At 61.0% G+C, this 19,838-nt stretch carries 22 protein-coding genes; 15 read left to right on the top strand and 7 right to left on the bottom strand.

Annotated features, from left to right (window positions below):
* Both FHT71_RS10555 and FHT71_RS10560 read left to right on the top strand, forming a co-directional pair.
* Positions 1-519: electron transfer flavoprotein subunit alpha/FixB family protein (locus FHT71_RS10555; RefSeq protein ID WP_183719639.1), on the top strand; the 519-nt coding region annotated here is incomplete at its 5' end.
* Positions 520-667: 148 nt separating this feature from the next.
* Positions 668-1,549: a 3-hydroxybutyryl-CoA dehydrogenase gene (locus tag FHT71_RS10560; protein WP_007789382.1), complete on the top strand. Its 882-nt coding sequence runs from the start codon at positions 668-670 to the stop codon at positions 1,547-1,549.
* 30 nt (positions 1,550-1,579) lie between these two features.
* Here the strand turns inward: FHT71_RS10560 and FHT71_RS10565 are convergent, their stop codons facing one another.
* On the bottom strand, positions 1,580-2,110 hold the full coding sequence (locus FHT71_RS10565; RefSeq protein ID WP_132594333.1) for a hypothetical protein: 531 nt from the start codon (positions 2,108-2,110) through the stop codon (positions 1,580-1,582).
* 888 nt (positions 2,111-2,998) lie between these two features.
* Between FHT71_RS10565 and FHT71_RS10570 the strand changes: the two genes are divergently transcribed.
* Positions 2,999-4,405 (top strand): adenylate/guanylate cyclase domain-containing protein, encoded by a 1,407-nt coding sequence (locus FHT71_RS10570; RefSeq protein WP_132594335.1) that lies wholly within the window; start codon positions 2,999-3,001, stop codon positions 4,403-4,405.
* A gap of 302 nt (positions 4,406-4,707) precedes the next feature.
* Here FHT71_RS10570 and FHT71_RS10575 read toward each other — a convergent pair whose 3' ends face one another.
* Positions 4,708-4,863, bottom strand: coding sequence for a hypothetical protein (locus FHT71_RS10575; RefSeq protein ID WP_165933198.1), 156 nt, complete (start codon positions 4,861-4,863; stop codon positions 4,708-4,710).
* Between FHT71_RS10575 and FHT71_RS10580 the strand changes: the two genes are divergently transcribed.
* Complete coding sequence (locus tag FHT71_RS10580) at positions 4,809-5,243, top strand: cupin domain-containing protein (RefSeq protein ID WP_348649300.1); 435 nt, start codon at positions 4,809-4,811, stop codon at positions 5,241-5,243. The genes FHT71_RS10575 and FHT71_RS10580 overlap by 55 nt on opposite strands.
* Positions 5,244-5,247: 4 nt before the next feature.
* Here FHT71_RS10580 and FHT71_RS10585 read toward each other — a convergent pair whose 3' ends face one another.
* Entirely contained in the window at positions 5,248-5,910 is a 663-nt protein-coding gene (locus tag FHT71_RS10585) for a TlpA disulfide reductase family protein (protein WP_183719641.1), read from the bottom strand.
* 41 nt (positions 5,911-5,951) lie between these two features.
* Here FHT71_RS10585 and argH point away from each other — a divergent pair, with 41 nt between their 5' ends.
* The 6 genes from argH (at position 5,952) to FHT71_RS10615 (ending at position 12,956) form a co-directional block, all read left to right on the top strand.
* A complete protein-coding gene (argH, locus tag FHT71_RS10590; protein ID WP_007789398.1) occupies positions 5,952-7,352 on the top strand; it encodes an argininosuccinate lyase in 1,401 nt (466 codons plus the stop codon).
* A gap of 77 nt (positions 7,353-7,429) precedes the next feature.
* Positions 7,430-7,624 (top strand): lipoprotein, encoded by a 195-nt coding sequence (locus FHT71_RS10595; protein WP_007789400.1) that lies wholly within the window; start codon positions 7,430-7,432, stop codon positions 7,622-7,624.
* Positions 7,625-7,749: 125 nt separating this feature from the next.
* Entirely contained in the window at positions 7,750-9,018 is a 1,269-nt protein-coding gene (gene lysA, locus FHT71_RS10600; protein WP_132594341.1) for a diaminopimelate decarboxylase, read from the top strand.
* A 175-nt stretch (positions 9,019-9,193) separates the two neighbouring features.
* Complete coding sequence (locus FHT71_RS10605; RefSeq protein ID WP_132594343.1) at positions 9,194-11,878, top strand: TIGR02302 family protein; 2,685 nt, start codon at positions 9,194-9,196, stop codon at positions 11,876-11,878.
* A gap of 121 nt (positions 11,879-11,999) precedes the next feature.
* The gene (locus FHT71_RS10610) at positions 12,000-12,332 is read left to right on the top strand and encodes a hypothetical protein (RefSeq protein WP_132594345.1); all 333 of its coding nucleotides are present in this window, start codon (positions 12,000-12,002) and stop codon (positions 12,330-12,332) included.
* Between the two features lie 174 nt (positions 12,333-12,506).
* The gene (locus FHT71_RS10615) at positions 12,507-12,956 is read left to right on the top strand and encodes a hypothetical protein (RefSeq protein WP_007789406.1); all 450 of its coding nucleotides are present in this window, start codon (positions 12,507-12,509) and stop codon (positions 12,954-12,956) included.
* A 26-nt stretch (positions 12,957-12,982) separates the two neighbouring features.
* Here FHT71_RS10615 and FHT71_RS10620 read toward each other — a convergent pair whose 3' ends face one another.
* The 3 genes from FHT71_RS10620 to FHT71_RS10630 all read right to left on the bottom strand — a co-directional run bounded on the left by FHT71_RS10620 (position 12,983) and on the right by FHT71_RS10630 (position 14,778).
* A complete protein-coding gene (locus FHT71_RS10620; RefSeq protein WP_007789408.1) occupies positions 12,983-13,342 on the bottom strand; it encodes a response regulator in 360 nt (119 codons plus the stop codon).
* Positions 13,343-13,460: 118 nt separating this feature from the next.
* The gene (hpt, locus tag FHT71_RS10625) at positions 13,461-14,003 is read right to left on the bottom strand and encodes a hypoxanthine phosphoribosyltransferase (RefSeq protein ID WP_007528026.1); all 543 of its coding nucleotides are present in this window, start codon (positions 14,001-14,003) and stop codon (positions 13,461-13,463) included.
* A gap of 64 nt (positions 14,004-14,067) precedes the next feature.
* Complete coding sequence (locus FHT71_RS10630; protein ID WP_183719643.1) at positions 14,068-14,778, bottom strand: hypothetical protein; 711 nt, start codon at positions 14,776-14,778, stop codon at positions 14,068-14,070.
* 149 nt (positions 14,779-14,927) lie between these two features.
* On the opposite strand from FHT71_RS10630, the gene ftsE reads away from it, so the two are divergent.
* The 4 genes from ftsE (at position 14,928) to FHT71_RS10650 (ending at position 18,252) form a co-directional block, all read left to right on the top strand.
* Positions 14,928-15,587: a cell division ATP-binding protein FtsE gene (gene ftsE, locus FHT71_RS10635; RefSeq protein ID WP_007528031.1), complete on the top strand. Its 660-nt coding sequence runs from the start codon at positions 14,928-14,930 to the stop codon at positions 15,585-15,587.
* Positions 15,580-16,590, top strand: a complete 1,011-nt coding sequence (locus tag FHT71_RS10640) for an ABC transporter permease (protein WP_007789415.1) — start codon at positions 15,580-15,582, stop codon at positions 16,588-16,590. The genes ftsE and FHT71_RS10640 overlap by 8 nt, the downstream gene beginning before the upstream one ends.
* A gap of 75 nt (positions 16,591-16,665) precedes the next feature.
* The gene (locus tag FHT71_RS10645) at positions 16,666-17,370 is read left to right on the top strand and encodes a YdcF family protein (RefSeq protein WP_132594349.1); all 705 of its coding nucleotides are present in this window, start codon (positions 16,666-16,668) and stop codon (positions 17,368-17,370) included.
* A gap of 84 nt (positions 17,371-17,454) precedes the next feature.
* The gene (locus FHT71_RS10650; protein WP_132594387.1) at positions 17,455-18,252 is read left to right on the top strand and encodes a 1-acyl-sn-glycerol-3-phosphate acyltransferase; all 798 of its coding nucleotides are present in this window, start codon (positions 17,455-17,457) and stop codon (positions 18,250-18,252) included.
* A gap of 2 nt (positions 18,253-18,254) precedes the next feature.
* Here FHT71_RS10650 and FHT71_RS10655 read toward each other — a convergent pair whose 3' ends face one another.
* Positions 18,255-18,788: a gamma-glutamylcyclotransferase gene (locus tag FHT71_RS10655; protein ID WP_037081926.1), complete on the bottom strand. Its 534-nt coding sequence runs from the start codon at positions 18,786-18,788 to the stop codon at positions 18,255-18,257.
* A 51-nt stretch (positions 18,789-18,839) separates the two neighbouring features.
* Between FHT71_RS10655 and FHT71_RS10660 the strand changes: the two genes are divergently transcribed.
* Positions 18,840-19,838: a DUF2125 domain-containing protein gene (locus FHT71_RS10660; protein ID WP_183719645.1), complete on the top strand. Its 999-nt coding sequence runs from the start codon at positions 18,840-18,842 to the stop codon at positions 19,836-19,838.

Below are 19,838 nucleotides of genomic sequence, written 5' to 3' on the forward strand. Positions count from 1 at the left end.
GCGACCGACGCAAAGAAGGTGATCACCGTGCGCACCGCCTCGTTTGCTGCCGCCGCGGAAGGCGGTTCTGCCCCGGTCGAAGCGATCGCCGCGGCTGCCAATCCGGATCTGTCGAGCTTCGTCAAGGACGCGCTGTCGGCCTCCGACCGGCCGGAGCTGACCTCGGCGAAGATCATCATCTCCGGTGGCCGGGCGCTCGGCTCGGCGGAGAAGTTCAGGCAGGTCATCCTGCCGGTCGCCGACAAGCTCGGAGCCGCCGTCGGCGCAAGCCGCGCTGCCGTCGATGCCGGTTACGCCCCGAACGACTGGCAGGTCGGCCAGACCGGCAAGGTCGTGGCGCCCGATCTCTACATCGCCTGCGGCATCTCGGGTGCCATCCAGCACCTCGCCGGCATGAAGGATTCGAAGGTCATCGTCGCCATCAACAAGGACGAGGAGGCGCCGATCTTCCAGGTCGCCGACTACGGTCTCGTCGCCGACCTCTTCGATGTCCTGCCGGAATTGCAGAAGGCGCTTTGAACCGAGCAGATGCCTTCATTTCGCACTTGCGAATGACTGGAAAATTATCATTTTAAGGGCTACTACTTCTGCCGGGCGATCATTTGCCCGGCAGTTCTGTTAGAAAAATGCGGCAGCGCGGGGGCGTATGCCGAGCGGGGGTTTGGAGATGAGTGCGGTGTTGAAGACAATTGGTATCATCGGCGCAGGCCAGATGGGTTGCGGTATCGCACAGGTCTCGGCAGATGCAGGCTACAAGGTCCAGCTCTACGATCTCTCCGACGAACGCGTCCAGCATGGTCTCGCCACCATCAACGGCAACCTTGCCCGCCATGTGACGAGCGGCAAGATGACGGACGACAAACGTTCCGCCACTCTCGCCCTGATTTCCGGCTCCTCCGACATCAACGATCTCGCCGCTTCCGATCTTGTGATCGAAGCTGCGACCGAGGACGAAAGCGTCAAGCGCAAGATCTACGCCCAGGTTTGTCCCGTCCTGAAGCCGGAAGCGATCCTCGCCACCAACACATCCTCACTCTCGATCACGCGGCTTGCCTCCGCCACCGACCGCCCCGAGCACTTCATGGGCATCCATTTCATGAACCCGGTGCCGGTCATGAAGCTGGTCGAACTCGTGCGCGGCATCGCCACGGAAGAGAGCACCTTCGCCACCGCCAAGGAATTCGTCGCCTCGCTGGAAAAAACGGTGACGGTTGCCGAGGATTTCCCGGCTTTCATCGTCAACCGCATCCTGCTGCCGATGATCAACGAAGCGATCTATACGCTTTACGAAGGCGTCGGCACCGTTGATGCGATCGACACCGCCATGAAGCTCGGCGCCAATCATCCGATGGGACCGCTGCAGCTTGCCGATTTCATCGGCCTCGACACCTGCCTGTCGATCATGCAGGTGCTGCACGACGGACTGGCCGACTCGAAATATCGTCCCTGCCCGCTGCTGGTGAAATATGTCGAAGCAGGCTGGCTTGGCCGCAAATCCGGCCGCGGCTTCTATGACTATCGCGGCGACACGCCGATCCCGACCCGCTAAGACACCACCGAGCTGGCGAACCATCAAAGCCTATGCGCCACGAGCGTTGCGCTTCGCCTGTGAAACGGCGCCGGCCTTCCGCAATCTGCCTCGCTCCATCGGACGGATGAGATTCTTGCGCTTCGAGCTTTCGATCGAGTGCATGCCTGCATGCGCCTGACGTGTGTTGAATGCCTCGTCCTTCTCGCTTTTCGCTTCTTTCCTTCGCGCCAACGCGGCCCGCAAATTCTCGACCATCTGAACTTTAGCAAGCATTCTGCGCCGGCGGGCTTGTTCGGCATTCACACTACGCACGCCCATGGCCAGAACTTCGAGTTTGGCCCGCGTGCCCGTATCTTTGCGCGCTGGTGCCGCCCCTTTGGGTTGCGCCTTGCCCCTGATTTCCCTGCGCTGCCTATTCGCCTCGCTTTGCGCCCGATCGCGCCTTTCCCGTATGCGCTTGGCAAGATCGGAGAGATCAGCATCCGACAGATCCTGCATTGCCGGATGGTGGGTTTTCTGAACGAGCTGCCATTCGTCCGCAGTTAGCAAACGCTCTGCCTGCTTGCGCGAAATTGCCATCTACGCCTCCTATGCTGTCGCACCAGTGAACTGACTTGCGTTCGATAGGGCTCGCCTGCGCCCGGGGCGAAGCGACTGAAGCTTCAAAAGCTTGGGAGATGTCGTCTCCCTGGGCATCGATTTTGGCCGCGGCTCGACTATCGCTAGGCGCGCGACTGCGTCTCATTCACAATCTAGCGCCGCATGGCGAGCTCGGCAATGGCCTTCAATATCGGTGGCCGCACGATCTCTTTCGAGGAGTACTCCAGGTTGTCGACGCTCACGCCCCGGCCACGACTTCCCCTCCGCACGGCGCATCCGCCTGCAGTATCAATCATCGATCCGGAGAGCCCACGCAAATGCGGAACCTCACTGACGAATAAATTATGGCTCCGCATTTGCGTGGCCTGCGGCGTTCTTCGGGATATCCCTATCCCTTCAGGCGATTGCCTCGTCTCGCTGCGTCCGGGCAGATCCGTCCAGACTTGCATGGCTGAACCAAACCGGATGCTGGAACATCCGGGGGAGACTTGTGGCTGCACCGTTTTTTGACCCCGAATACCCGGCTTTCACCTCCCTGCGTTCGGCTGCACGTTACAGCTTCGGACAGGGCGCCGGCTCCCGCCTGCAACCTCTCGCGAAACACTCCGGCGACGGAAGCGAGAGGACTGTTGGCACGGGGCCGGGCAGCGGGGAAAATCGAGGGCAAGATTTTCCTGCATTATGCGGCAAATGCCATCACTGGGGCTTCGTGACTGCTTGCGACCGGAAGGCTAGGTACAAATAAAATCAAACAGAGCGGGAGGCGAGCAGCATCCAGGCGTCGAGATTTCTATCGGCAACTTCCCGTGCTATGATCGCGCTACTGGCGTCGTCCGCCGTGGGGTTATACGCACGGAGACCTGTCTAATGAGCGAAGTGGACGTACTTTTTGCGAGCTTGCGACAGGTAGCTGACGCTCAGACGGTCGAGTGCATCGAGAATGTTGTCATGCACGGCTCGGATCGCGATCTCAACCGCATCAATGCGCTCGCCTTCGCTGATGCGCATCATCTCGATGAAGAAAAAACCATCGCGGCGCTTCTCCATGCGGCCCGCATAGGCGCGTTCGAGATGACCTGGAATGTGCTTTGCCCAGGATGCGGCGGCGTCCTTGACACCGGCGCAACCCTGAAGGGAGTTGTCCAAGAGACCTACCATTGCGCGCTTTGCGCGGCCGGATACGAGCCAACCCTCGACGAAATGGTCGAGGTAACCTTTACGGTCAGTCCGAGAGTGCGCAGGATTGCTGCCCACGAGCCCGATCGGTTGCCTCCACTTGAGTATTACCGGCAAATCTTCTTCAGTTCCGGGGTCGATCTGCCCGATGACTTCGAAGCGCGGTTCGCACGCATCGTATTGGAGATGATCGAGTTGGCGCCGGGCGAGAAGGCTTTCGTCTCACTACAACTGCCGGCGCAATTCGTCATCATCTTCGATGCGGTGACACACTCGGCGCAGTTTATCGACGTGAAAGGTGAGCCCACCCACGAACGTCAGAACCTCTCAATGGTCATCAGCCAGGCGCATGCACTGAACGAAACGATTACGTTTCGTCCCGGCGTTCTCCGGCTCACCCTCGAGAACCACACCGATCGCAGAGTGGTACCGAACGTCTGCGTCGCCGGAGACGACCTGCACGAGCTACTGGGCCGCAGACGAGCCTTTCTGACCGCCAAGCGTCTGCTGACGAACCAGAGCTTCCGCGACATCTATCGGACAGACACACTTGACGTGGACCAGCGTCTCCAGATCACAAGTCTGACCTTCCTCTTCACTGACTTAAGGGGCTCGACCGCCCTCTACGAGCGCGTCGGCGATCTTGCCGCATTCGATCTGGTGCGAGCACATTTCAGGGTTCTTCACGAGATCGTCGCCACAGAGACCGGAGCGGTCGTGAAGACCATAGGGGATGCGGTGATGGCGACTTTCCCGAGCCCCGATCGCGCGGTGGCGGCCGCGCTGCGGATGCGGCAGGCGATGCTTCGGCTAAATGCCGAACGTGGCAGCGAAGATCTCCTCCTGAAGATCGGCATCCATGAGGGACCATGCCTGGCAGTCAGCCTGAACGACCGGCAGGACTATTTCGGCCAGACCGTCAATATCGCTTCCCGCGTACAGGGCCTTGCTGATCCCAATGTGATCCTGACGACGGAGGCGATTGTCGGGGATGCCCAAGTTTCAGAGATCCTACGAGACAGCGGCATCACATCGGTCTCCCGGATGGAGGAACTGCAGGGTATCGGGAGGGAAGTCAGGATCTTCGCCCTGTCATGAACTTCGTCAGATCTTCTACGTCGTGCGAACTTGAGCAGGGCCTCGCGGCAAGGCTATCGGTCCTGGCTTATCTTTTCGATTGGACAGACCGGGTGCCAATGTAAGCTTCGCATAAAGGCCGGTGATGGCTTCACCGGCTCGCTCCGGCCGTCAGTTTTGCTTTTAAAGGGGGAATCCCAACTCCGAGACCGTCGTCACGATCAGTGATCGCATCCACTCATGCGCTCGATCCTGATCATAGCGAGAGTGCCAGTAGAGGTTCACGTGCGGCGCGGGAACATCGATGGGCGGTTCGAAGACCTTCAGGTCGAGCTGCGCCTTGACGCCCTCGCAAACTGCATGGGCACGGCGGCGATATGCGAACCGGCGGCAACGGCGAGCGCCACGCCCTGAAAATGGGCGGGTGCGAGCGTCACATCACGACGAAGTCCGTGCGACTGGAGAGCCTCGTCCACCATGGCGGAAAGCGTTCCATCGATGGATCGTATCGCGTGGACCGCCGCTGCACGTTCACCACCGCGAAGACGCGGTTTTCCATCTTCTGGAAGGCGAGATGCGCCTTCAAATCGGAGACCGCAACGTCCATGCCGGTGCGGGGCAGACGCTGGTTGCGCCGAAGGGTATCCCGCACAGCTTTCGGTTCGAAAGTGCCGCTGGCGCCCATTGCCTGACGATCACGCGTGGCGACGACTTCGAGACGATGCTGCGGCAGGCAAGCCGCATTGCAGACAAGCCGGAACTTCCCGCCGCGACCGCCCCGTCTCCCGAGATGATCGACGCGTTGACGCGCTGCTGCGCCGAGAACAATATCGCGATCGTCGGCCCACCGCTCGCCTAGTGCCTCACGTCCCAACCGCACCCTTGATTAGCGCCTTGGCGTCGTCGCTGTCCCAGGCGGCGGGGCCGTTCATGGCGGAGATCAGGCAGCCCTTGCCGTCGATCAGGAGCGTGACCGGCAAGCCGAAGGCGAACCCCTCCTTCTTCAGGCTGTTGAAGACCTCGATGGTGTTGTCGCGATAAAACTGTAGCGCATCGACACCGATTTCGCTGAGGAAGGCCTTCGGCTTCTCGTCGTCGCCGGTATCGATGTTGACGGGAACGACCTGGAACCTGTCGCTGCCCAACTCCTTCTCCAGCGCGTTCAGAGCCGGCATTTCCTCGCGGCACGGCACGCACCAGGTTGCCCAGAGATTGAAGAGCACGGTCTTGCCGGCAAAACTGTCGAGCGTCATGGGCTTGCCGTCGGGGCCCTTGAAGGCAACGGTGGTGAGCTTGCGGTGCTCGTCAGGAGCAACCATCGCCGCCACCTGTCCCTTGAGCAGCGGCGCAATTCTCGTGGCGATGTCCTTTGTCGCCGCGCATTCGCCCGACGCCGTTTGCGTCCCGCCATTGCCAGACCCGGCTTCCCTGATGTAAACCGCTGCCGCACCGGCAATAATGCCTGCGACGGCCGCGATCCCGATCAGCTTCAGGGATGGCAGGCGCAGGGGCGTTCTTGTCGTCATTTCATTCTCCGAGACACGCGTTCTTCAAGGCAGGCATCGTCATGGCCGACAGCACGGACACCAAATCCTCCAACCAGATGTGGGGCGGACGTTTCGCTTCCGGCCCAGATGCGATCATGGAGGAGATAAATGCCTCGATCGGTTTCGACAAGAAGCTGTTTGCGCAGGATATCCGCGGTTCGATCGCCCACGCCACCATGCTCGCCCACCAGGGCATCATCCAGGCGGATGATAAAGACAAGATCGTTCAAGGGCTAAACACGATCCTGTCAGAGATCGAAAGCGGCAATTTCGAATTCTCCCGCAAGCTCGAAGACATTCACATGAATGTCGAGGCACGCCTTGCGACGTTGATCGGCCCGGCCGCCGGCCGCCTGCACACGGCGCGCTCCCGCAATGACCAAGTCGCGCTCGACTTCCGCCTCTGGGTCAAGGAAGAGCTTCAGAAGACCGAGCAGTTGCTGACCAACCTGATATCAGCCTTCCTCGACCGCGCCGAAGAGCATGCCGACACCGTCATGCCGGGCTTCACGCATATGCAGACGGCGCAGCCCGTCACCTTTGGCCATCACTGCATGGCCTATGTCGAAATGTTCGGCCGCGACCGTTCGCGCGTGCGCCATGCCATCGAGCATCTGGACGAAAGCCCGATCGGTGCGGCCGCCCTCGCAGGCACCGGCTATCCGATCGACCGCCACATGACGGCGAAGGCACTCGGCTTCCGCGAGCCGACCCGCAATTCGATCGATACCGTCTCGGACCGCGACTTCGCCATCGAGTTCCTGGCGATCGCAGCCATCACAGGCATGCACCTGTCGCGTCTGGCTGAGGAAATCGTCATCTGGTCGACGCCGCAATTCGGCTTCGTGCGCCTGTCGGACGCCTTCTCCACCGGCTCGTCGATCATGCCGCAGAAGAAGAACCCTGACGCCGCCGAACTGGTGCGCGCCAAGACCGGCCGCATCAACGGCTCGCTGGTGGCGCTTCTCACCATCATGAAGGGCCTGCCGCTCGCCTATTCCAAGGACATGCAGGAAGACAAGGAACAGGTCTTCGATGCTGCCGAAAGCCTGGAACTGGCGATCGCCGCGATGACCGGCATGGTGCGCGACATGACAATCAACGCCGCTCGCATGAAGGCGGCGGCCGGCTCCGGCTATTCGACGGCAACCGACCTTGCCGACTGGCTGGTGCGCGAGGCGGGTCTGCCGTTCCGTGACGCCCACCATGTGACTGGCCGCGCCGTGGCGCTTGCCGAGAGCAAGGGTTGCGATCTTGCCGAGCTGTCGCTTGCCGACTTGCAGGCGATCAATCCTGAAATCACCGACAAGGTCTACGATGTGCTGACGGTTGAGGCATCGGTCGCAAGCCGCAAGAGCTTCGGCGGCACCGCGCCTTTGGAGGTGCGCAAGCAGATCGCCTATTGGCGGGCCCGCAACTGACCTCAACAATCAGGGTGCACAAGGTGGATAAACTTCGCTATGAAGGTGTCCAACAGTGCCGCTCCAAGAGGAATTCCATGCAGAAGAGCTTGCCGCAGATCGTCCGCCTGACGGTTGTTTTTGCCGTGATCGGCCTTGCCGTCGCCGGGTGCGGGCGCAAAGGCGATCTCGATCCGCCAAGCGCGAACGCAACGAAGACCGGCGACTCATCGAAGCCGACGCCACAGCCGGGCACCGCGGACAGGCCCTTCATCCTCGATCCGCTTCTCTAAAGCGCGCGAAAGCGCGCGGCGATCTTTCAGATTCGCCAGTCGCGCTTTAGTCTTTGTTGTTGCGCATGTCCTTACCCCGAAACCGGTTCCCACTTTCGGGAGACATGCTTTAAGAGGCCACTGACGTGAACCATTTCGAGTACCGCGACGGCGTCCTCTACGCCGAGAACGTTCCCGTTCCCGAGATCGCCAAGGCTGTCGGCACGCCCTTCTACTGCTACTCCACGGCGACGCTCGAGCGCCACTACCGCGTCTTCGCCAAAGCGTTCAGCGAGGTCGATGCCATGGTCTGCTACGCCATGAAGGCGAATTCCAATCAGGCCGTGCTGAAGACGCTCGGTCGTCTCGGCGCCGGCGTCGATGTCGTCTCCGAAGGCGAGCTGCGCCGCGCGCTCGCCGCCGGTATCCCGGCATCGCGCATCATGTTCTCCGGTGTCGGCAAGACACCGCGGGAAATGGACTTCGCGCTCGAGGCCGGCATCTACTGCTTCAATGTCGAGTCCGAGCCGGAACTCGAAATCCTCAACCAGCGCGCCGTCAAGGCGGGCAAAAAGGCGCCCGTCTCCTTCCGCATCAATCCCGATGTCGACGCCAGGACGCATGCCAAGATCTCGACCGGCAAGAAGGAAAACAAGTTCGGCATTTCCTGGGAGCGCGCCCGCGCCGTCTATGCCCGCGCAGCCAGCCTGCCCGGCATCGAAGTGACCGGCATCGACATGCATATCGGCAGCCAAATCACCGAACTGCAGCCATTCGAAGACGCCTTCAAGCTACTGCGCGAACTGGTTAGCACGCTGCGCGCCGACGGCCACGATATCCATCACGTCGATGTCGGCGGCGGCCTTGGTATCCCCTACCGCGATGACAACAACCCGCCGCCGCATCCGGAAGCCTATGCCGAAATCGTCAAGAGCCAGCTGCGCGAACTGAACTGCAAGATCGTCACCGAGCCCGGCCGCCTGATCGTCGGCAATGCCGGCATCCTGGTGACCGAAGTGATCTATGTGAAGGACGGCGGCGAAAAGACCTTCGTCATCGTCGACGGCGCGATGAACGACCTCATCCGTCCGACCCTCTATGAAGCCCATCACGAGATCCGCCCCGTCGTGATCTCGGCGGCGAACGCACCGCGCATCAAGGCGGACGTCGTCGGTCCTGTCTGCGAAACCGGCGATTTCCTGGCGCTCGACCGCGAAATGGCGATGCCAAAGCCCGGCGATCTCTTCGCCATCAGCTCCGCAGGCGCCTATGGCGCGGTGCAAGCAGGCACCTACAATAGCCGCCTTCTGGTTCCCGAAGTGCTGGTCAAGGGTAGCGATTTCCACGTGATTCGCCCGCGCGGGACCTATGAAGAGCTGATCGGTCTCGATTCCGTCCCGACCTGGCTGGACTGATCACGCGCTCTCAGCGATGGCATCACTTTTTGGCGAAGAACCGTGAAAATCCGGCATTGGCCGGCGCTTGCCCTCGCCTTCGCCACAAAGAATGTTATCCTTGACGGAGAGCGAACTGCCCCGGCGATCGCCGTAAGTGCACTCTGCCTTCGAACGCCAGCTCGCGGAGACCGGATTGAGTAAGAGCTCCAGCAGGGAGAAACACGGTGCATTTGCCCTGAGGCCGTCCTTGGCGCGGCTGGTTGCGGCGAAGCGCTTTCTAGCGCGCCTGGTCCTGCTGTCCGAGCAGATCATGCCGCTGCTGTTGCCGATCTTTTCGGTCGCAGCGCTTTATCTGGCGGCGTCCTGGTTCGGCGTTTTCCGCTATACGCCCGATTGGCTGCGCGTGGCGCTGCTGATCGGTTTCGCGGTTGCCTTCGTTGCTGCGCTCCTTCCCCTTCGCCGGCTTTATTGGCCAGACACGGCCGCTGCGGATCGGCTGCTCGAACAGCGCAACGGCCTGCAACACCAGCCGGTGGCCGTTCAGGAAGACGAGCCCGCCACCGACACCCCCTTCGCGCGTGCCCTCTGGCGCGAACACCAGACGCGTATGGCGGAGAAGATCGCAGCGCTCGATACCGGCTTCCCCCGCCCTGACATCGCCTCCCACGACCGGCTGGCTCTGCGTGCCGTTCCGGCTTTGCTGGTGGTAATGGCCTTCGCCTATTCGCTGTCGCCGAGCGGCGGCTCGATTTCGGATGCGCTACAGCCGCGGCCGGCACCGCAAGCGAGCGATCCTGCCGTGCGCATCGATGCCTGGGTCACGCCCCCCTCCTATACCGGCCGCGCCCCGATCTACCTGACGGCAACCGGCACCGAGCAGGCGGCGATCCGCGTTCCCGAACTCTCGAACCTTACGGTCCGTGTCAGCGGCGGCAAAACCGCCGAGAAGGTCGTCTTCCGGCGTGAGAACGGCGAGGCGCAGGACATTGCGCCCCAGGAAGCGGCCAAGCAGCCCGCGACGCCAGCGGCGCAGCTGGCTGAAGGCGCGGCGGCAGCCAACCCCGTTCCCTCCGCCACCACGCATTTGATGAAGCTCGAGGAAAATGGCAGGCTCGAGGTCAACGGACGTACCTGGAGCTTCGATGTCATTTCCGATAAGGCGCCCGAGATCGCCTTCAATGGAATGCCGAAGCCAACCGTCAACGGTGCGCTTGAAATCGGCTTTACCGTCAAGGACGATTACGGCGTGCAGGAAGCGCGGGCAGAAATCGTTCCTGTCGAGACCGATCCGACCGCGACACCGCTTTACCCGTTGCCGGACTTCCGCCTGGACATTCCTCGCCGCAATTCGCGAGACGCCAAGGGGCTGACCAGCAAGAACCTCACCGAGCATCCGCTTTCGGGCAAGCGGGTTCGCATTACCCTCGTGGCAAAGGACGCAGCAGGCCAGACCGGTCGCAGCCCGCCGCACGAGATGACGCTGCCCGCCCGGCCATTCAACGAGCCCCTTGCCGCAGCCGTGGCCGAGGAACGGCAGGTCTTCTCGCTCGATACCCGGAAGATGCCGGAAGCGATCGCACTGAACGAAGCGCTGACGCTTCGCCCGGAAGAGACGATCCCTAACCTGACGAACTACCTGTTGCTGCAATCCGCCTTGACGCGGATGAAGATTGCCAAGGGCGAGGAGGCGCTCAAGGACACGGCCGACTACCTCTGGGATATCGCGATCGGCATGGAAGATGGCGACCTCTCGCAGGCCGAGCGCAATCTGCGCAACGCCCAGCAGAACCTGGCGGATGCCCTGCAGCGCAACGCACCTGATGGTGAGATCAAGAAGCTCATGGACGAGCTGCGCAAGGCGATGCAGGAATACATGAAGGAGCTTGCCCAGCGCATGCAGAATGCGCCGATGCAGCCGAACCAGAACGCTCAGAACATCATTCGCCTGCAGGATCTCGAGCGGATGATGGACCAGATCGAGAATCTGGCGCGTTCAGGTAACCGGGACGCTGCCCAGCAGATGCTCTCCGAGCTGCAGCGGATGATGAACAACCTGCAGGCCGGCAGGCCGCAACAAGGGCAGCAGGGCCAGGACAACAGCCAAATGCGCCAGCAGATGGACAAGCTCGGCCAGATCCTGCGTGACCAGCAGAAGCTGATGGAAGAAACCTTCAAGCTGGACCAGCAGCTGAAGGACCGCATGCAGCGCGGCGACCCCAACATGGGGATGAACGATCCGCTTCTCGACGACATGCCGATGGACAACGACGGCATGCAGCAGGATCAGCAACAGGGCCAGCAAGACCAGGGTCAGGACCCAAGCCAGCAGGGTCAGAATCAGCAGGGGCAGTCACCTTCCGACCAAATGACGGCCGAGCAACTGCGCGAAGCCCTGAAGCAATTGCGTTCGCGCCAGGACGAACTCGGCAAGCAGCTCGGCGAGCTACAGAAGGGTCTCGGCGACATGGGCATCAAGCCCGGCCCGGGCTTCGGCCAGGCGCAGCGCGAAATGGAAGGCGCCGGACGCGAACTCGGCCAGGGGCGCGGTGAACCGGCCATCCAGGGCCAGGGACGTGCCTTGGAGGCGTTGCGCCAGGGCGCGCGCGACATGATGAACCAGATGATGCAGGCAATGCAGGGCCAACAGGGACAAGGTCCGCAAGGCCAGGTCGGGCAAGGCAACCAGAACGGCCGCGACCCGCTTGGCCGTCCGCGCCGCGCCGAAGGACCCGATTTCGGCGATCAGGTTAAGGTACCCGACGAAATCGACGTACAGCGCGCCCGTGAAATCCTGGACGCCATTCGCCAAAAGCTTGGCAACAACCCATCGCAGGAAATCGAACGACGCTATTTGGAGCGCCTGCTGGACATCCAGTAGGCCCTCTTGTGCCAATTCGGGTCACAATCCCGTGAGATTCAACGCCAACACGCCGTAGATACCTATGTGTTTACTGTGACGCGAGGTTGCGTCGTTTTGGGCACGAGTTGAGGGTACTTCCATGAAAACGGAATTGAGGCTGATCGCAGCTGTCGCTCTTGGATTCGGCATGGCTGCTGGCACGGCAAGCGCATGGGATATCGGTGGATTTGCCACGACGAACAGCGGCGGCAAGACGCTCGCTTACGACAACTACGAATCGACCCGAAGTGGGCGGTATTCGGACGCTTACAGACCGGCCCCCTACAGCATGGAGACGACAGGCAGCATCTCGTCCAATGGCACTATGGGACGACGTCCCGTCAATTGCCCACCGAGGCCGGCTCCTGGCACGCTGCAGACGCAGGGCGGAAACAGCGGAACGACGATTAATCCCGCCTGCCCCGACTACTGACAGGCCGCGGTGTGGATTTTGCCGATGGTGCCACCGTCCTCGTCCAGCGGGGACGTTGGCATTGAACGTGCGTGACCTCACGGACACCGGGCTTCTAATTTCGTCGCCGAGGCTAGCCCTGCCTGGCGAAAGCTTCGTATTGTCACCCTGCAGGTGATTAATGATAGCGATTCGATGGCAATTCTCTTCAAGACGGTAATCGGTGAAAACGCAGCGTTTGAGCTGATCGAGAACGCACTCTCCCGCACCGGCGACTATGATGGCTACCTCAACGTCGTAGCCGACGAAGGCGAGCGCACCCTTTCCTGGTCCCCTGGCATGCATGCCGAACAATTCCAGGCGGAGATCACCGAGATTCTCCGTTCGACCTGGGACATCTGCCGCTTCTGGGTGATCTACGAGCGGCGCGACGACCGGCAGGATGCCGAGGCCAACGCGATCCGCAACGCGGCGTTCAGGCTGACGCGCGGCTATGCAGGCGTCATCGTCGTGACGCTCAGCCTGCTTCACAAGCGCGACAGCCTGGCGGATATCGAATTGATCTTTGTATGTTTTCAGCAGGACTTCCAGCGCCGCAATTTCCGTGTACGCTACGAAGGCAAATTCGTCCCCGACGAGGGCTGAATTGTCGAGGAGTGCCGTTAGCCGCCTCAGGCGGCCAACGCACGCGCGACGGCCTTGCGGATATCCGGCAAGGCAAAGGGCTTCGAGACGACGTCGACGATCTTTTCCGCCAAATCGTCAGCGCGCTCGCGTTGTTCCGCATAGCCGGTCATCAACAGGATCTTCAACGCCGGAAAGGCGGATTTTGCCTGATGCGCCAGCTCAATGCCGTCCATCACGGGCATGCGGATATCCGAGAGCAGCAGGTCGTAGACGCCGTCTCTGAGTTTTTCCAGTCCTTCCGCACCATCGGCGGCTTCTTCGGTCTCATGACCGTCAAGACGCAAAGCGCGGGCTACGAAAGAGCGCAGGGAGTCCTCGTCTTCCGTAATCAGAATTTTCGCCATCGTGTGCATCACTCCGTTTCATGCCCCGCAACGCAAATCACACGACTTTCCTTTGCGATCGGTAAACGGCAGGAAGGGATGGACGGGATGGTTAACAACCCGTCTTATTGTGGCACAGTCAGGCGTCGCCGGTGACCACGCCGACAAACGGGAGTTCGCGGAACGCGTAAGCGACATCCATGCCGTAACCGACGACGAAATAGTCGGGGCATTCGAAGCCGACATAATCGGCTTCCAGTTTTTCCTTGCGCTTGACGCTCTTGTCAAGGAGCACGGCGATGGTGACGTTGCGTGCGCCGCGTTCGTAAAGCAGTTCCTTGGCGAACAGTAGCGTGCGGCCGGATTCCAGAATATCGTCGATCAGGAGAACGTCGCGATCCTTCACGTCGCTGTCGATATCCTTGACGATCCGAACGCCCTGCGACACCGTGCCAGTGCCGTAGCTCGACAGCGTGATGAACTCGACTTCGGGCGCCAGGCCACTGTCATGCAGCGCGCGGATAAGGTCGGCGGCAAAGATGAACGAGCCCTTCAACACGGCTATGACCAGCAGATCCTTCGTCGGTCCGGCTGCAATCTGCTTCGCCATCGCATGGTTGCGCTCCGCAATCTGCTCGGCGGTGAAGAGTGGCTCGATGTTTTTTCCGCGCACGACGGGCATAAGAAGGCTTGCTCCATGAATAGAAGGACAAGCCGTTACCACAAACGGCGGGACGAAACACCCCTTACGGCATGAAGGAGAGCCGGACTTCCGGCATTTTTCCACCCGCGTACTGCACTCTTGTAGAAAATCCGCGGCTTTTCCCACCGTAAATGACATCCGCAGGCGGATTGATCACGATGCTTGCGGTCAGCTGTTCGCCGGCAAACAGGTCCGCTCGGATGGGGCGCACGGCCTGGGTGGTACCGCTCTGATTGTCGATGATGCCGTTGATCAACAGCACCCTCATCCCGTTCGCATCACGCGGCGTCATCGTGACGTGCGAGAAATGTAGCGGCGAGTCCGTCGATGCAGCTTCGCTTTGAGAGAGGCCGGAGAAGCCACCGAAGAGACCGAACACCAGCACCGACAGCGCAAGCACCAGCGCAACGAAGGTCTTGACCGATGCCTGCTGCAACCAGGATTCGCCCGCTCGAATGAATGATTCCATCAAGGTTCGCGGTAACGAAGGCTGGATCACCAAAGAGGCCGAGGGACGCCGGCGATTGTCGTTGAAGGTCCGTGCATTGAAGGTCTGCGCGCGACTGTTCGTTATCACCACGAATTCAGCGTCGGTCACATCGACCGGTCGTGTTCGGCGGGCCTCGCGCTTGGCCGGCTCTGGCGGCAGAAAATCATAAGCGCGGCCGGGCGCCTGGCGTCTGAACGAGGAGGAGGTCATGATGACGGCCTTTCCGGTGTCCACATGGTTTCGGGCCGGACGGAAATCCGGCATTGAAACGAATCCTGCCCAGTCGTAAATTTTAATGGTTAATGCTTCGCAAAGATCGCCATCAAAGCGGCGTCTTTCCGGTAAAATTTACTGGTTGTTAATGCTGTTGGTTAACAAGTCGTGCGGTGAACAAACAAAAGACTGATCTACCGTTGATCCACTTCGAAAATGTCGGTTTGCGCTATGGGATGGGCCCGGAAATTCTCCGGGACCTGACGTTCGACATTCCGAAAAAGTCGTTTCAGTTCCTGACGGGTCCTTCGGGCGCCGGCAAGACCACGCTGCTGCGACTGCTGTTTCTGTCGCTGCAACCAACCCGCGGGCTGATCCGCATGTTCGGGCGCGACATTTCCGATATTCCGCGCCCAGAGCTGCCGTTGCTGCGCCGCCGTGTCGGGATCATCTTCCAGGAATTCCGTCTGCTGGACCATTTGACCACTTACGAGAACGTGGCGCTGCCGCTGCGCGTTCGCGGTAAGGACGAAAGCTCCTACAAGACCGACGTGCTCGAGCTCCTGAAATGGGTTGGCCTTGGCGAACGCATCAACGTCCTGCCGCCGGTTCTGTCAGGCGGCGAAAAGCAGCGCGCCGCGATCGCGCGCGCCTTGATCGACCGTCCGGAGATCCTTCTGGCCGACGAGCCGACCGCCAACGTCGACCCGCCGATGGCCCGCCGTCTGCTCAATCTCTTCCTTGAACTCAATCGTCTTGGCACGGCGGTTGTGATTGCGACCCACGATCTCGCGCTGATGGACCAGGTGGAAGCCCGCCGTATGATTCTCTCGGAAGGGCACCTTGATATCCATGACTAAAGCCGCCCCCAAACCGCCGGCAGAGGCCGCTCCAAAAAGCCCGAAGCGGCCGGAGATGAAGGTGCGCCCGACGGCGCCGATCCTGCCTTCCGCCAACATCCAGGGAAATGCGCTGATGGTGGTCATCGCCATCATGGCCTTCCTCGCCTGCCTGACGCTCGGCGGCGTCAGCATGGTGCGTTCCACCGCCGCCAGCTGGGAGAGCCAGATTTCCCGCGAGATCACCATCCAGATTAAGCCCGAAGAGGGGCTGGACATGGACAAAACACTGGCGCAGGCACGTGATCTCGCCTTGACGTTCGTCGGCACGAAGAACGGCCAGATTGTTGATGAAGCAGCCACCGCCCGTCTGCTCGAGCCCTGGCTCGGCACCGGGCTCGACATCAAGGAACTGCCGGTTCCGCGGCTGGTGATCATCACCATCGACGAGAACAATCCGCCCGATTTCGAGGCGATGCGCTCGCTGCTCAAGGAAAGCATTCCGCAGGCCTCGCTCGATGATCACCGCACCTGGGTCGACCGGCTGGTTTCGATGGCCCACACCACCGTCATGATCGGCACTGGCATCCTGCTGCTGGTCTTTTCGGCGATGGTGCTGACAGTCGTTTTCGCGACCCGTGGCGCCCTGTCCGGCAATCGCCACATCGTCGAGGTTCTTCACTTCGTCGGCGCGGAAAGCTCGTTCGTCGCCACTGAGTTTCAGAAGCATTTTCTGAAGATCAGCCTCAAGGGATCGGCGGTCGGCAGCGCCCTTGCCGCGCTCTTCTTCCTGACGGCCGGCTTCCTGCAAAGCCGCACGCTGGCCACCCCGCAGACGGATCAGGCAACCGCTCTCTTCGGCACGTTTTCGGTTGGTGCGCTTGGCTATGCCGGCATCTTTGCCACCATGATCGTCATCGCCCTGCTGACGACCTTCACGGCCCGGCTGACGGTAATGCGGACCATTTACGAGATTGACACGCTGCGTTCCGATCCGGCACGTGCCGATGGGCTCGTGAATTGAGCTTTACATGCCTTTTTTGCCATGAAAGCGTCTGTTCGCCGCCGCAATCTGCATATATTTTTCTGATTCATGAGCATGGGCAACTTTTCGCGCACCCCGATTCGCCCTGGAACGGAGCTTGCTCGCTCCGAGGGAGGACCTGCGCGCCGCGGTCCCCTACGGCGCATGCTGCGCTGGGGCGGCGTTACCTTCATCCTTGGCATCGCCCTCATCTTCGGCGGCTTCTTGCGGTTTGCCGATTCCGTTACGACCCTGAAGCCTCCGCTCGATCCGCGCGCGGATGCGATCGTCGTTCTGACAGGCGGCTACCAGCGCATCGATCAGGCCGTCGAGCTACTTCAGAAAGGTGCCGGCAAGCGCCTGCTGATTTCGGGCGTGCACCCGACCACCACGCCGAAGCAGATCCGCAGGATGACCCAGGCTTCGCCGGAGCTTTTCTCCTGCTGCGTCGACGTCGGCTACGACGCGCTCGACACGATCGGCAATGCCCAGGAAGCATCGAACTGGATCCACCAGCGCGGCTACAAGAGCGTCCTCATCGTCACCAACAACTACCATATGCCGCGCAGCCTTGCAGAACTCGCCTACGTCGATTCCGAAACCCAGTTTATTCCCTATCCTGTGGTGAACACGGATCTGAAGACCAGCAACTGGTTCACCGATCCCAACGCCGTGCGGGTCATGCTTGCCGAATATGCGAAAGTGCTCTTCGCCGGCGTGCGCAATCTGACGGGTCTCGGCCGTCATGCGGGGCTGCGTTCGGCCGGCGTCTCCGGCTAAAGCTCAGCGAAACCTTTTTCTGACGGTCAATATCGTGTAGGAGGGCGCAACCGCGTTTTACGGACATTGGCCTTGGGAAAGTTTATGATCGCCCTGCGTTCCGTTCTCTTTAACACGATCTTCTACGCCAACCTCATCGTTCGCATGATCGTGCTGTCCCCCTACTATTTCGTCGCGCCACGCAAGGACGCCTATCGCATACCGAAAAACTGGGCGCTGTCGAGCCACTGGTTGATGGAGAAGATCGTCGGCACGACCTTCGAGATTGAGGGCATCGAGAATCTGCCTGATGGCGGCTATATCCTGGCGCCGAAGCACCAATCCTTTTGGGACACCTATGCCCTTCTGCCGTGGCTGAAGGATCCGGTCTACATCCTGAAGCGTGAGCTGATGTGGATCCCGCTCTTCGGCTGGTATGCCAAGAAACAGCGGATGATCCCGATCAACCGCGGGGCCCGCGGCAAGGTCATGGTCGAGGCATTGAAGCGCACGAAGGAAGAGCTGGCAACCGGCCGTCAGCTGATCATCTATCCCGAGGGCACCCGCCGCCCGCCCGGCGCCGAGCCGCTCTACAAATACGGCATTGCCCGTATGTACCGCGATCTGCAGCTGCCGGTCGTGCCGGTCGCCATGCATCCCGGCCTCTTCTGGCCGCGACGCCGCACGATGCGCTACCCCGGTCACTTCAAGGTGCGGATACTGCCGCCGATCCAGCCCGGCATGGATCCCGATGCCTTCTTTGCGCATCTGATCGACGTGACCGAGACGGCGAGCGACGAACTGCTGGTCGACACCGTCAAGCGCAATCCGAATCTGCCGCTTCCGCCGACCGCCGTTCAGCGGCTCCAGGAATTGCAGAAGGCGAAGGCAGCGACGGCCTGAGCTCAAGCCCCGTTTCTCAGCCGTTCCACTTCGCCGACCACCTGCTCCAGCCAGTGATCGCGAATGCCCATCTCCTGCAGGTGCGCCAGCGTGTTGAAGACATAGGCGTCGTTCGGTCCTGATTTGCCCTTAGCGCCGTGGACGACCTGTGCCGCCGCGATCGCGTCGAGTCCACCAGCATACTGCGTGTGCTTGCGATCAACAACATAGGCGATCGCCTTGCTTGTTCTGCCATCGGCCAGTTGTAGCTGCAGGCAGCGCTCGAGATAGACGTTGGTTACGAGCTCGCGCTCCCTGAGATAGTCGATTGTTTCGTCCCACTCATGCGGCGCGATCCGGAAGGCCATGCCACGGCAGGAACCGCCACGATCAAGGCCGAGTACGAGGCCCGGATTCTGCTCGGTGCCGCGATGCACCCAGGAATGAACGCAAAGCGAACGCCGATAGCCACGGACAAGAGCCTGAGAACGCTCCAAAAACCCAAAGCCCGGATTCCACATCAGTGATCCGTAGCCAAATACCCAAAATTCGTCCATATCGCACGCCAGACCGACATTTCCACTCGCGAGTCACCATTGGAGAACATCATGGCAGCGTCAAGCCCATCCCGCAGCGGCAGAAAATTCTGGATGCTCGGCAGCGGTATCGTCTTGGTGATCGCGCTTTATACCGGCGCCTGGTTCTATGCCGCGTCCGAGTTGAAGAACACCGTGCTGAAGGCGATTGCACCCGGCAATACGGCAGGCGTCAGCGGCGAGTGCACAGATATCGACTTCCGCGGTTATCCATTCCGGATCGGCCTGTTCTGCTCGAAGGTCGATGTTGACGATACCGTCAATGGTGTCTCGGCGACCTTTGGCGAACTGCGCTCCGCAGCCCAGGTTTACGCTCCCGGTCATATCGTGTGGGAACTCGATTCGCCGGCAGAGATCCGCAGTGCCCACGGTCTGACGCTCAATGCGGAATGGGCAAGCCTGCAATCCAGCCTGATCACCAAGTTGAAGGGCATTGACCGCTCTTCGACCGTCATCGACGGGCTTAAGGGCACCGCCGTGTCCTCGCAGACAGGCCAGACGATCATCTTCGACGCCGCCCATACGGAAATCCACCTCCGCCAGAACGGTGGCGACCTTGACGGCGCGATCTCCGTGACGGATGCCAATACGGCGATTAAGGACTGGCCCGCCCTCCCCAAGCTTTCTGCGAGTGCTGACGTGACGCTCGCCGGCAAGGCAGGCATGATCGACGGCAGCGACCAGAAGGGGCTTTACGGCGCCAGTGGTGAATTGCGCAAGGTCGTGGCTGACATCGGTGACGGCAAGGTCATGACGCTGAGCGGCCCATTCTCCTTTGATGAAGAGGGCTACCTGTCGGGCAAATTCAAGCTGGAGATCGAGCAACTCGGCCCCTGGCGCGACAGCGTCAAGCAGACCTTCCCCGAGATCGCCAAGACCGTCGACACCGCCGCCAGGCTGCTGAAGGCGCTGGCGGGCGGCGGTGACAAGGTTTCCGTCGATCTCGTCGTTGCACGCGGCAATGCCACGGTCGGCGGCTTCATTCCGTTGGGATCGATCCCGCCGATCTGA

Source organism: Rhizobium sp. BK060 (assembly GCF_014193145.1).
GTDB lineage: Bacteria > Pseudomonadota > Alphaproteobacteria > Rhizobiales > Rhizobiaceae > Rhizobium.